The sequence below is a fragment of the Enterobacter sp. LM3 genome (genome assembly GCF_046622475.1).
Lineage (GTDB): Bacteria > Pseudomonadota > Gammaproteobacteria > Enterobacterales > Enterobacteriaceae > Enterobacter > Enterobacter cloacae_P.
The window spans coordinates 198,943-212,140 of record NZ_JBJURN010000002.1 but is presented as its reverse complement, the minus strand read 5'-3'; the positions used below and the strand labels follow the sequence as shown (position 1 = coordinate 212,140).

The following is a 13,198-nucleotide window of genomic DNA, read 5'->3' as shown; positions in this document are numbered from 1 at the left end:
CCATGACAACTCAACATACCCTTCAGACGCGCCTGCTGGCGCTGGATACGGCTGCCATCTCGGATGCGCTGGACAGTTTGTATATTGCGGGTGGGCTGGCCGGTATTAAGCCGCAGGCGGGTGGTAAAAAAATTGCGGGGCCAGCTTTTACCGTCAAGTATGAATCCTGTACGCCTGAGAAAAATCAGTTTATGAATGCAGGAAATTACATTGATGAGGTACCGGCTGGGGCGGTCATTGTCGTGGACAATGGCGGACGTACAGACTGCACGAGCTGGGGCAACATTCTGACCACCAAAGCGCTGCAAAAAGGTATCGCCGGGTCGGTTATTTATGGCTCAGCCAGGGATATCGCGGATATCCGCCAGATGGGGTACTCCTTGTTTTCCAGCAATATCTATATGGTTTCCGGGAAAAACCGGGCACGGGTCAGTGCGGTACAGTGTGCGCTGGATATCGGTGGCGTGACGGTTTGCCCGGGTGACTGGGTGTTCGGGGATGACAACGGTGTTCTGGTGATCCCTGGCGAACATCTGGAAGAGGTGATCCGCCGGGCTGAAAATGTTGAGAACACGGAGCGGAAAATCATCGGTGCCATTAATGGCGGCACGTCGCTTGACGTTGCCCGCCAACAGCTTGGCTACCATGTTCCCTGGGAAGCGAAAGCATGACCCGTCAGTTTTTTGACTACTGGGCCCCCCGGTTGCGTTTCCTTGACGTCCACTATCATGCTCGTCCGGACAGCTATCACCGGCGTTATTCCGCAGCGGAGGCCGGAGAACGGTACGCCCGGCACCAGGGGGGCGTGGTGTTAAAGAATCATCTGGGGAGTGTCAGCGCTCTGGCCGCCGCGATGCAGGAGATGGCACTGCCGGTGTTTGGATCGGTGGTGCTGAACGCAGCCGCCGGGGGGATCAACCTCAACGTTGTCCGCCAGGCGTTGAGTCAGTATCAGTTCGACGGTGCTCCCCGGTTGCTGGTGCATCTGCCAACGGTGATTCCCACAGCGCACAAGAGTGCGTTGTCCCGAACCTTCAGCAACGAATATGCCCGACATTTTGCCGGGCTACCGCTCACGATCGCGGATGAGGACGGTAAATTGCGCCCTGAGGTAGAGGCATTAATCTATTTCGCCAGGCATCATGACATTGTGATCTCGTCCGGGCACGCCACGAAAGATCAAACCTTGCGTCTTATTGAGGCCGTCGAGCGGGTAGGGGGTTGTCGTCTTATGCTGAATCAGCCTGCGAACCCCATGACGGGGTTCTCTGCCAGCGAGCTACGGGCGCTGGGAGAACACGACTGGCTTTATGTTGAGCAATGTGCGTTGACTGTCTACCTCGGCTATCAGCCACTTGACGATCTGTATGAGGTGCTGACAGGAGTGAAAAACGTGGTCTATAGCTCCGATTTGGGTCAGCCAGGACAGCCTGACATCGGTGACTGGCTGGAAGACAGTCACCGCTGGTTTCAGGCCGCCGGGATTGACGCAGAGCGAAGAGATGCTGTCACCCGCCTGAACCCGCTCAGGATGCTGGAGCCGGGGCGGTCGCAAGGTTGAGGGTTCGGATAAAATCAATAAACGCCTGTTCTTTGGGGGACGGGTGAGGATTGATGTGCACCACATACATCGGCAGCGGTGCAGGCATAAAGGCATCAAGCGCGGTGATGATGTCGCCTGACTCAATCCCCGCTTTCAGCGTGAAGTCCGGGAGGTAACATATTCCCAACCCGTGATGCACCATACTGCAGAGATCGAGGCTGTTACTGACTCTGGAGACGTAATGAGGACGGATCTCAACGGGTTCGTCCTCAATAACAAACTTCCAGCTGCGGCGGTGATTATCAAAGTGCAGAAGACAGGTGTGCTTGTGCAGTTCGTCAGGATGCTGCGGAATGCCATGCTGCAGCGCATAGCCTCGCGAAAGACAAGTGTGTTTTCGCCAGTAGCCAATCAACGTGTAGTAAAGGTTGCTGTCGGGTAACGGTCCACACTGAAGCGCCAGATCAAAGCCGTGGCTGAACAACTCCATGCAGTGATTTCCGGTCACAATATCCAGCTTTATATTCGGATAACGCTCAAAAAATGATTTCAGATGCGGGATGACGTGCTGGTTATTAATCGAGTGGGGAATACCCACCTTGAGGCTACCGCTGATCTCGTTACTGAGACTTTTCACATCCCTGAGGCAGGATTCATATTCATCGATAATCAGCTGACAGCGCTGATAAAATTGTTCTCCTGCCGACGTCAGGGAAATGCGCCGAGAATTGCGTTTGATAAGCTGCGCATTAACTTCACATTCCAGCTTTTCAATTCTGCGGCTTATCATGGCGGGTGAGAGTTTCATGGCGATCGCCGCAGCGCGGAACCCCTGGCACTCCACCACCATTCTGAATGCTTTCATATTTTCCAGCATCGTGTCCTCCTGACCTGTTCAAGCCTCTCTATTCTGGCACGATTTCTTTAGCATATTGTGCTGGTTTTTAACATGAATAGATTACTGGATGCGGGTTTTTCTGCATGATGTGCCAGCGAAGAGATGGTCTGTTCGTATGGCTTTCCTCACAAAATCTTCAACCAGAGGTTATAGTTAGCCTATCACTACCATGTTTTATAACAGGGAAATTATGATCCGTTTATCCACGCTTGCTCTGGTGCTTGCCGCCGTCGCCCCTTGTGCTCTGGCCGTTACGTATCCGCTTCCACCTGAGGGTAGCCGTCTTGTCGGTGCCCCGTTAACGGTGGTCGTTCCGAAAGGAAATACCCAACCGCTGGAGTATTATGCTGCGCAGTACGGGCAAGGGCTGAGCAACATGCTGGAAGCCAATCCTGGCGTGGATCCCTTTTTGCCGAAAGCCGGTACTTCGCTAACCATTCCCCAGCAGCTGATTTTGCCGGACACCGCACGTCAGGGCATCGTGATTAACGTGGCTGAAATGCGGCTCTACTACTACCCGGAGGGGAGCAATACCGTGGATGTTTTGCCAATTGGTGTTGGTCAGGCAGGACGCGAAACGCCACGTAACTGGGTGACGAGAGTAGAGCGCAAGCAGGAAGCGCCAGGCTGGACGCCAACGCCGAACACCCGACGTGAGTATGCAAAAGAGGGGAAAACATTACCGGCCTACGTGCCACCGGGTGAGGATAACCCTATGGGGTTGTATGCGATCTACATTGGTAAGCTGTACGCTATTCATGGCACTAATGCCAACTTTGGTATTGGCTTGCGTGTCAGCCAGGGCTGCATCCGCCTGCGCAACAATGATATTAAATACCTGTTCGATAACGTGCCGGTAGGCACGCGTGTGCAGTTTATCGATCGTCCCGTCAAAACGACCACTGAACCGGATGGTAGCCATTGGGTAGAAGTGCATGAGCCGCTGTCACGTAACCGCGCTGAATTTGAATCGACGAATAAAGTGCCACTGCCGATCTCGCCTGCATTACGGGCGCAACTCACCGCCGAAGGCGCTGGTGCCGTGCTGGAACGTCGGTCAGGTATGCCGGTGAAGATTGGGCTCTGAAGATATTGCCGGTTTTTCCGCCAGAGTGTAGCTAACGTAAAAGACTGGCAAATTCCACGCGTTGTTTATACCGAAAAATCCCCCTGTATAGGGCCGTGCGCGGGTGCGGCCTCTGCTCATTAGACCCTTTCACGCATCAACAATTTCGATAGAGATATCGAAATTATCCATTAGAGCAGGGATGACAATTGCTCTAATAATACTAACAAGAATGTGGAGGACGTTATATCCATCATTTTAGTGTTTCACTGGTGTATCTGAGGGGGGGCCTGGATCACATTATGTGGAGCCTATGATAAAAGTAAAAATAATAATACGGAGCATTAAATGTTTATCCGACCACTTAAATTAACTCAGCATGTCGACGTACAGGGAGCTGAAAATGCGACGACATTGATACTTCTTCACTCCCTGGGAACGGATTTGCACCTCTGGGATTTGCAGATGCCGCGATTAACCGAACGCTATCGTGTTGTCAGACTGGATATTCGGGGGCACGGGCTAAGTGCGGTCAATGCGTTACCGTTTTCAATGTCCGATCTGGCCGATGATGTTATCTCTGTGCTGGATCACCTGAAAATCAATACGTTTTATGTCGCCGGGGTCTCGATAGGTGGCACGATAGCGCAATGGATCGGATTCAAATTGCCTGAACGGGTACTGGGTATGGTTATTATCGATACCTCACTGGTGAATGCCGCTCCACCTTCGGTATGGCGTGCGCGGGCGGAAGATGTTTTCCAGCATGGTCTTGAGCATCTTGAAAGGGGCATTATCAGCAATTGGGTTACGCCGAAATTTATCGACTCTCCCGAGGCTGATGGCCTAAGGCAGATGCTGCGTCGTACAACGGTTGAAGCTTTCTCTGGCTGTTCTTTAGCTATTGCCGATACTGATTTGACAAATATGCATATTCCCGGTGTCAGGGCCGTTGTGGTCAGAGGTGCAGAGGACAAACTGACGCCACAAGATTATGCGCAGCGTCTGGCGCAAAAGCGCAATGCAGAATTACATGTCATTCCTGGTGCTTCTCATTTACCAAATTTCGAACAACCTGATGCGCTCACCGACGAAATTATTTCGTTTATCGAGAAGGTTAATACACATTGACGGTCATCAGAATCGATAAGGAGTGCATGAGCGCTGTTAATGAATAAATATAGCAGCGGGTGGAAATCCCTGTTGTGGGAATGGAGTCAATTATATGAATCGTCGGTTGTTTATCGGTGGATGCCTGGGTTTATGCACTGGTGCCGTAGTGCTTCCTGCTGCGTTGAGATGGTTAGATGTTCAAGGTGAAATCATTGAGATGGAACTGAATAGCGGAACCGTAACGCTGCAATTATTTTCAGACGTTGCACCTAATCATGTAGCAAGAATAAAAACATTGGTGCAGTCATCATTTTATGAGGGTATACCATTCTCCCGGGTTATTGAGGGGTTCATGGCGCAAACGGGTGACCCGGTAAGGAATACGGAGTTTGATCACAAATCATTACCTAAGCTGGCTGCGGAATTTAATAACCTACCGTTTGAACGCGGTACTCTCGGAATGGCGAGATCGAGAAATCCGCATAGTGCCTGCCATCAATTTTTTATCACCTCAACCAGAACCCATTTTTTGGATCAAAATTATACTGCATTCGGAAAAGTCATAAAAGGTATGGAATTGATTGACCAACTCCGTCGTGGTGATGCCGGGATCGGTACGGTTGTTAATCCTGATGTTATAAAAAGAATGCGCCTAATTTAAGGTTGGGGTGGTTTAATTACGTAATGATATTTATTCACAGGAGCTGACATCAAATGCCCAGCATTGCTATTTATACATCTGCAAGTCACCGGATAGCTTCCAGTGCTTTTGCTGAGTTCTCAACTTCTTTAGCTAATCTGGCCATGGAAATTCTGAAAGCAAAAGAAAATAATATCCACATTAGCTATTTAACTACGGAGATAGGTTTTGGGACACCTGTTTATTTTGAGGCGAAACTCAGACAGGAAGTTTTTCGTAGCAAACCTGTAATGGATGAGTTTTTGCATCAGGTTGATATCTTAATTAAAGAAAAAATGGGCGTTGTGGCGAGAATTCGCTGTTTTCTTTACGACGCTGATAGTATTAGTGCTAAAAATTGAAGGATAAATCATGAGTGAAAAATTTCCATTGAAGAATCTTGGTGATGTCTCTGTCACCGCGGTAAGCGATGGCTATCTCCAGGTTGATTTTGGACTGCTTGCAAATGTAGACGAGTCTGAGTGTAGACAAATTCAGGACAATGCCTGCATACGTGAGCATAATGCGGTTCATATTAATACTTTTCTGGTCCGACGGAAAGGGAAGAACATCCTGATCGATAGTGGTGCCGGTGGTATTAAGGGCTGGGGAGGTAACCTGGTTAACAATCTTGCTGAACTTGGGATCAAACCTGATGATATTGATGCAGTGCTGCTCACACATACCCACCCTGACCATATTGGTGGGTTGATAAACTCACAAGGAGAGGCCGTTTTTCCTTTTGCGGAATTGCTGATCAGCGCTGATGAATTTAATTACATAGAAGATGATGAAAATTTTGAGTCTGTCAGCGATCGTGTTAAAGGTAATTTCCTTTTAGCGCGGAGTATATTCAAAAAGTATCAGAATAAAATTCGTTTAATTAGTGAAGGTGAAATTTTACCTGGTATCTTTTCGATTCCATTAAAAGGCCATACACCTGGTCATACGGGATACAGAATCGAGGGTAGTAATGGAAATTTGTTAATTTGGGGCGATATTGTCCATTTTCCCCATATCCAATTATTAAAACCAGATGTATCGATAGCCTTCGATTCGGATCCACAATTGGCAGCAGAGACACGAGTCAGGATCCTTGATATCGTTAGCTCAGACAGGATCCTTGTTGGTGGAATGCATTTGGGGGAGCAAGGATTTAGCTATATAGAAAAACGCCAGTCAGGATACGGAATTGTCGATATTTAGCAATGAACAAAGTGGTGATTGCAGAATATAAATAAGTTCTCCGTGCGTTAGTTTTTTAACAGCCTGGTTTCTATTGATCCGGGAAGATATTGCTTTGCCGTTATTAATGTTTCATACCTGTAGTCTAATATTAGTTTGGAAATAAATTGTCGATAAAAATACTATCTATAGGGGTGTGTAATGAATTTTGTAATAACCAGAAAAGTCAATGATGATGCTATTCACGGCGAAGCTAATAAAATATCGGGGAGGAACCCAATGACTACAGGAGAGTTATCGTTGCGACCCAAATTGCCTTCGATCACCGGAAGTCGATTTTGGGCCGCTTTTTTAGTCTTTTTATTTCATTCATCCCTGCCCAGCGATCTTGCTCCATTTGCAGACCCAACCATTCAGCATATTTATACGGTTATGGTTAGTAAGGCCGGATGGTTAGGGGTTTCATATTTCTTTATACTAAGCGGATTTATTATGGTGTGGTCAGCCAAAGATAGCGATACTGTCGGGGATTTTTACCTGCGGCGTTTTGCTAAAATCTACCCCACTCATTGTCTGACCTGGGCCATTGCATTTATAATTGGTGCAATTAGTATTTATCAGTATAAATTATGGTCATCAAATCTACTGTTGTTGAATACCTGGTTTGACGATGTGCGATACTTCTTTGTGGGCAACAGACCCAGTTGGTCTTTATGCATTGAAGCGATGTTTTATCTCTCTTTCCCATTCCTTTTTAGAATAATGAAAGCCATACCTGAAAAGTATGATTTTCTGGGATTAATTGCTGTCACTGCAGCCTCCTTCCTGGTCCAAATGTCCATTTATAGCTGGGTTGAACCGAATAAAATGATGGGGGCTTTTCCCATTTCCCAGCATCACTTCTGGATGTCATATATTTTCCCACCAGCACGAATTTTTGAGTTTCTGGCCGGTATGTTTGCTGCGCGATTGCTGATCAATGGACGGGAAATCATGCTGCCGAAAATTACCTCGCTTGCCTTACTTGTTGCAACATATATCGGATCTATGTATATCCCATTCCAGTTCAGTATGAGTGTTGTATTTATCATTCCAGTTTGTTTGTTAATTACTTCTCTTGCGGGTGATGATTTAAAAACCAGAAAGACGGTATTTAACCATAATACATCGGTTTGGTTAGGTGAGATCTCCTATGCATTCTATATGGTACATTTTTTAGTGCTCTTCTATTTTTTGAATTTGACGGCGGGAAGGAAGTTTGATCTGGTGGAAGGAGGAGGGCTTATTGCGGTTACGCTGATTCTGTCAATTGCCTGCGCGTCATTTGTGTACAAGTACTTTGAAGTACCGATGATGAAAATCATTCTGGTGAAGTTCAGAACGAAAAAGTTGATCAGCATTCGCGAATCTTCGTAACACCGGAAATGCACTGCTACCAGGGCATTGCCTCATCAAAGCACGAGGTGGCTTCCGTTCATCCGGTGGGAGGGCATGCGTTAAGTAGATGCTCTCCCACTCTTTACTGCTTAATCAGTAAGAAACCTGAAACCTTTTATCGGCTCCTCCATAAACGACACGGTATCTCCGTTTAGTGAATTTTATCAATAGTGCTCCTGATGAAAGGATACCGTGTAATGCCTGTACAAGTATGCTAGTAGCCGACATCGCGCAGCCGTGGGTCCTGAAAGACGGAAGCCACCATATCTGTAAATTTGGCGCTATCCAGATAGGCACAGTCTGTTCGGGATAAAAGCTCTATTTTGAAATCATTGAACTGGCCGGATAGCTGATGAATTTTTATCTTGCTCTTTACTTCACTACTGATCGAGCAACGCAATACGAGCGACACTCCTTTACCAGCGGCAATGCTTGAAAACAGCACAGGATAGGATCCACATTCAACCACGCGTTTTGGTGTGATATTTCCTTCATCGAAGAGCACATTGAAATTGCGCGTTGAAGTTGCACATTTTTTGCTACTAAGCAAAAAAACCTCGCCATCCAGACTGGATATATCGGTTATACGAGGATGACTTTTCTCAGTAATAATCACCAATTCACTGGAGAGTAATAGGGTTCGCGCATGTTGTGCATTGGAAAAACCGGCACCGATGATTACCGCATCGAACTCATTTTTATCGAAGGCGCTGAGTAAACTTATTGTATTTCCTATAGAAATGTCGATATTCCAGCCTAGATCCTGGCCTAAATCGATCAATGAACTAATAATATAGGGAGGTAAGCATTCAATTATCCCAACCCTAATGGTCAACTGACTGTTTTTAGAGTAGGAGATGTTGTTTTTGCAATCATCCGCGAGGTTAAGAATTTTTAGCGCATACTCATAAAGTATCTGGCCTTGCGCAGTAGGTGAGCACCCGTCTGTTCTTCTGTCTAAAAGGATGACATCAAGGTTATCCTCCAGGCTCCGTATTCGGTGGGAGATGCTGGATTGCACTCGATTCAGGCGCTCTGCGGCTTGGGTTATATTCCCTGTCTCCACGACTGTCACGAAGGCAAGAAGTTCACTTATCTTCATTTGAGACCTCATGCTGAAAGTTAACTCATTGTTTCGATAATGTTTATAATTTATGGCAATGAGTTTGTCACTATGTTTCTAATCCAAAGTGTTGAACGAACAAAAATTGGGAGGGGTGGTTGAAATTTAATCACTTATTCCTGTCGTCACCCAAAAATCCAGTATAAATAATGATATGTTTATCAATTGCTTACTGATGAGATTGTGCAGAGTTCCACAGTGTCTCCCTCCTTGTTGGCTTGCAATGAATGTTGTCGGAACGTTTTTACAGAGACGGTTTGGCATTAATCCACATATTTCTTTTTAATATCCTGCGCGCTTTAAAATCCTATTGTATCGACTACTCACACCATAATACGGCGGGGTATCAATCTTTTCGATGTATACCTCGATTTTATTCGCTGGTTTTTTATTGCCATGCAAATTACGATTTTATGTGTGAGGCCTGGATTTTTACTTTGCACTTGTAGATCAACTGGTTATCTAATTATTTATATGCAAATTTATGCCTTCCCTGGCCTTCATTATTCGTATTAGTGAAAAATTCTTTTCGTATATGGGATAAAATATGGCGCACGCTGAGTTTGATAAAATAATGATCGAGCTGGTTGACTATGCTTATGAGCAAGCAACCTTTGATAATGAGACGCTCCGCCTGGCGCGTTTTTGTCTGCTGGATTCGATAGGGTGTGCGATTGCTGCCTCTACTGATTCTGATTGTTCCAGGCTGATGCGCAGTGTGCAATTCAGTAAAAACAGCCAGGGTGTACCTGTAGTGGGCACCGCACTACGCCTGGGGCCGATCGAAGCGGCGTTTCAGATCGGCTCAATGATCCGCTGGCTTGAGTTTAACGATACATGGCTTGCGCAAGAATGGGGGCATCCATCCGATAACCTGGGGGCTATTCTGGCTGCTGCGGCGTGGCGTAGTCTCTCCGATAGTCATCAGTCGGCTGTCAATATGGCTGCCGTACTGAACATGATGATTCGTGCTTATGAAATTCATGGTGTACTGTGCCTGTCTAACTGTTTTAATGCGCTGGGCATTGATCACGTCGTGTTGGTCAAGGTGGCCTCTGCAATCGCTGCTGCCCAGATTCTGGGGTTATCAAAGGATCAAGCGCTCAGCGCACTGTCCAATGTGATTATCGATGGCCATTCTCTTAGAACCTATCGACATGCGCCAAATGCGGGGACACGTAAATCATGGGCTGCTGGAGATGCAACGGCACGTGGCCTGCAGTTTGCGCTGTTTGCGCAAACTGGTGAGATGGGATATCCAACGGCACTCACAGCCAGTCGCTGGGGATTTGATGATGCGGTACTGAGAGGACAACCGTTCAATCTGACGCGTAATTTATCAGATTTTGTCATCCAGAATATCCTGTTCAAAGTTCCCAATCCTGCTGAATATCATGCCCAGACCGCAGTTGAGGCGGCTATTTGCCTTCGTAAGCGGATAATAGATGAAGGTTATTCCCCTGAGAGTATCGAATATGTTCGTGTGGAAACCACACGTCCAGCGATTCAAATTATTGATAAATCTGGTGCACTGAATAATTCTGCCGATCGCGATCACTGTCTCCAGTACATGATTGCTGTGGGGCTTCAAACCGGAAATCTGACCATTAAGGATTTTCATGAACCGCTTGCTTCAGATCCCCGACTGGAGGCGTTACGCCAGAAAATTACCTGCACTGAACGTCCCTCTTTTACCGAAAGCTACTACGACCCGGAGAAACGCGCGATCCCGAATGCGCTCTATATCAAGTGTCATGGGATGGCGGAAGAAATATCGGCACTTATCGAATATCCGCTCGGTCATGTCCGTCGTCGTGAAGAATGTTTCGACGCACTTCTGACGAAATTCCATCTAAATCTTTCTGACAGCCCGCTGCGTGATAGGGCGGATAGTCTGGCCGAGACCCTGACGTCAGGGGCGAAGCTGGATGATATGCCCGTCATTGACTTCCTGAAAATGTTTTCATGGGATTAAGTTCTTCTCAACATATTTGCGTAAATTCATAGGGTTAAAGGTGATTGAAGTGAAAAAGGCAATACTGGTTGGCTGTGGTGCTGAGATTGGTGCAAACCTGTTGATTCAGAACGATCCGCAGCAGGATGGTTTCGCGATTCAGACCGTTGTAACGAATCCACCTTCTGTCGATAAACATTATCCAGAGCTGCGTCCGATTGACGGCATTGTGGCTCGTCTGGCTATGGCACATCCCGGTATACAATCCCGGGTCAGCATTATCAACAGTGAAACCCTGCTAGTTGACGGTCGTGAAATTCATTTCTTCTTTGGCGATTTAGCTAAAGGGGGACCGCTGGTCGAAGGGCGTTTTGATATTGGGTTTATCGCGACCAGCAAACAGGATATGGATCTGAACAGCCCTGTGGCCAGAAATATGCTGGAGCTGGCCGACGTTGTGTTGGGTGTTGCTGAGGCAGATAGCCTGCCAAGTATCTACGGTTGTCTGGGAGATCTGACCCGCGACGATATTAGCACGATACAACGCCAGGTCGTTCAATCCGGCATGTACTGTTTGGGATCCTGCCAGACCAATGGTATGCATGCTTCATTGCGTGTTGTGAGCGGCGCACTCAGCGCCATTAATTGCAACACTTCTCATATTGTGGCGGTTGAAACCGATATTGTGCATCCTGACACGCCCAATGGCGTGCTTGGTACTCGATCGTTTGAGGGACGAATGCAGGATGCGCGTGACAATCTCCGTCCTGGTTTTTCCCAAATTGCGATGAGCCAGAAAAAAGTAATGCCGTGGGCACCGCTGGTAAATACCGTATCGCTACGTGCCCCAGTTCATGCGCCAGGATATCAGATAAACCGCTTTATCGTTAAAGATAATGGCGCGTTAAGCATCAGTCTCATTGAAGAGGCTATTGAGCGTGTAAGCAAAGCGCATCCTCATATTGTCATGGGCTCCAGGACACCTCTGGGGGGACGGGCTTATGCCTATGAACGCCGGTGCTCAACAATTCTCTCTGACCCGAATCATTTGCTAATTCTCCGCCCTGCGTATCTGGCAAACCAAAATCTGAGTGAAGTCATCATCCAGTCATTTGTTAACAATACGGTCGGTTATACGGCTGTTGTTCGGGACGTAGCACGCAATATTGCGCAGGGACTACCCGTTGCCACTTTTTTGGGGATTGAGAAATGACAAGTTCACATACCGTTGATTTTTTGAGCTCTGGTTTTGTCGTGAAGACCGCGAGGTCTGAAGCTTTTAATGGAAAACTAAAAGCTGAAGTCGAGCAGATACAAGCATTATACGAAATCTATCCTGAACTTATGGTTCCGGTTTTGCACGACGGGCTGGCCGCCGGTCGGCAATTCTATGTTCTTGAAAAGAAAAACTCACTCCCGTTATCCAACATCGTGTTTGATGAGCGGCGATCGCTGGCAGAGCGGCGGAGAATTGTTCAGTCTGCGCTGGAAAATATACAAAAGGCCATCAGCCTTGAAATCGATAGCCATTCTGCGTTGGCGAACGATATGCCAGCCCGATTGATGGAGGAGTGGGAAGGTACGCGTTTTGCGCACGATCTCTTTAATAAATCGGTTTTGCTCAATGGCACTCGCTTCAATATCTCTGCCAGAGAGGTCTTTGAAAAATCGCTGGAAATGGCCAGGAGCGAAGCATTTCGTTCGGTTGAAAAGGCGCATTTCAACTTTCATTTTGGTAACGTGCTCTACAACGAAGAACGTTCTCAGACCAGCTTTATTGACCCTGATTTTTCTGTCCGTGGTCTCGATCCGCTTTTCGGTTTTTCCCGGTTTGCATTTTCGTTTTGGCATGAACTGGCAGCCGAGGTTGAAGATGCAGTCAAAATAGTACCGATGTCAGATGAACTTATGTTTGTTCTGGCGAAACAAGACTACGGCAATATTCTGAGTGAAATCCCGGAAATAGGGGGGATTTCAGGCCTGATTCCGCTGATGGGCGAGAGTATGCGTAATCGGTTTTATGTTCTCACGACCTACTGTTTCCTCAGGAGTATCCGTATAAACGGGAGTAAACAGGACTGGAAAGCACCACGTTCTCCCGTGATCGCCCGACCTGAAGAGGTACTTATGTTGGGCATGCTGGCTTACCTCGAAGGAGCTGGCGTTGAGAGCGAAAGTCTTTGCGCGTAATTTCATTCCA

The 13,198-nt window shown here is 47.2% G+C and carries 13 protein-coding genes; 11 read left to right on the top strand and 2 right to left on the bottom strand.

From position 1 onward, the window contains the following. Positions 1-2: 2 nt before the first annotated feature. Entirely contained in the window at positions 3-671 is a 669-nt protein-coding gene (locus tag ACJ9N4_RS03155; protein WP_196390186.1) for an RraA family protein, read from the top strand. Then, positions 668-1,561 (top strand): DUF6282 family protein, encoded by an 894-nt coding sequence (locus ACJ9N4_RS03150; protein ID WP_411500231.1) that lies wholly within the window; start codon positions 668-670, stop codon positions 1,559-1,561. Before ACJ9N4_RS03155 ends, ACJ9N4_RS03150 begins: the two co-directional genes overlap by 4 nt. Here ACJ9N4_RS03150 and ACJ9N4_RS03145 read toward each other — a convergent pair. Next, positions 1,527-2,420, bottom strand: a complete 894-nt coding sequence (locus ACJ9N4_RS03145; RefSeq protein ID WP_182919831.1) for a LysR family transcriptional regulator — start codon at positions 2,418-2,420, stop codon at positions 1,527-1,529. The genes ACJ9N4_RS03150 and ACJ9N4_RS03145 overlap by 35 nt on opposite strands. Positions 2,421-2,631: 211 nt before the next feature. On the opposite strand from ACJ9N4_RS03145, the gene ldtA reads away from it, so the two are divergent. The 6 genes from ldtA (at position 2,632) to ACJ9N4_RS03115 (ending at position 7,900) form a co-directional block, all read left to right on the top strand. Beyond that, complete coding sequence (gene ldtA / locus ACJ9N4_RS03140) at positions 2,632-3,528, top strand: L,D-transpeptidase (RefSeq protein WP_196390183.1); 897 nt, start codon at positions 2,632-2,634, stop codon at positions 3,526-3,528. 327 nt (positions 3,529-3,855) lie between these two features. Continuing rightward, complete coding sequence (locus ACJ9N4_RS03135) at positions 3,856-4,638, top strand: alpha/beta fold hydrolase (protein WP_182271925.1); 783 nt, start codon at positions 3,856-3,858, stop codon at positions 4,636-4,638. Positions 4,639-4,732: 94 nt separating this feature from the next. Beyond that, complete coding sequence (locus tag ACJ9N4_RS03130; protein ID WP_182271924.1) at positions 4,733-5,281, top strand: peptidylprolyl isomerase; 549 nt, start codon at positions 4,733-4,735, stop codon at positions 5,279-5,281. A gap of 53 nt (positions 5,282-5,334) precedes the next feature. Beyond that, positions 5,335-5,661, top strand: coding sequence for a hypothetical protein (locus ACJ9N4_RS03125; protein WP_182919834.1), 327 nt, complete (start codon positions 5,335-5,337; stop codon positions 5,659-5,661). A 10-nt stretch (positions 5,662-5,671) separates the two neighbouring features. Further along, a complete protein-coding gene (locus ACJ9N4_RS03120) occupies positions 5,672-6,505 on the top strand; it encodes an MBL fold metallo-hydrolase (protein WP_411500230.1) in 834 nt (277 codons plus the stop codon). A 180-nt stretch (positions 6,506-6,685) separates the two neighbouring features. After that, positions 6,686-7,900: an acyltransferase family protein gene (locus ACJ9N4_RS03115; RefSeq protein ID WP_182271921.1), complete on the top strand. Its 1,215-nt coding sequence runs from the start codon at positions 6,686-6,688 to the stop codon at positions 7,898-7,900. A gap of 235 nt (positions 7,901-8,135) precedes the next feature. Here ACJ9N4_RS03115 and ACJ9N4_RS03110 read toward each other — a convergent pair whose 3' ends face one another. Further along, positions 8,136-9,023: a LysR family transcriptional regulator gene (locus ACJ9N4_RS03110; RefSeq protein ID WP_411500229.1), complete on the bottom strand. Its 888-nt coding sequence runs from the start codon at positions 9,021-9,023 to the stop codon at positions 8,136-8,138. Between the two features lie 568 nt (positions 9,024-9,591). Here ACJ9N4_RS03110 and ACJ9N4_RS03105 point away from each other — a divergent pair. From ACJ9N4_RS03105 to ACJ9N4_RS03095, 3 genes are read left to right on the top strand one after another with little or no spacing between them, the layout of a single operon-like run. Then, positions 9,592-11,019 carry a bifunctional 2-methylcitrate dehydratase/aconitate hydratase gene (locus tag ACJ9N4_RS03105; protein WP_182271919.1) on the top strand — a complete coding sequence of 476 codons (1,428 nt, stop codon included), beginning with the start codon at positions 9,592-9,594 and terminating at the stop codon, positions 11,017-11,019. Positions 11,020-11,068: 49 nt separating this feature from the next. Beyond that, complete coding sequence (locus ACJ9N4_RS03100) at positions 11,069-12,211, top strand: hypothetical protein (protein WP_182919839.1); 1,143 nt, start codon at positions 11,069-11,071, stop codon at positions 12,209-12,211. Beyond that, positions 12,208-13,188 carry a hypothetical protein gene (locus ACJ9N4_RS03095; RefSeq protein WP_182919840.1) on the top strand — a complete coding sequence of 327 codons (981 nt, stop codon included), beginning with the start codon at positions 12,208-12,210 and terminating at the stop codon, positions 13,186-13,188. The genes ACJ9N4_RS03100 and ACJ9N4_RS03095 overlap by 4 nt, the downstream gene beginning before the upstream one ends. Positions 13,189-13,198 lie beyond the last annotated feature (10 nt).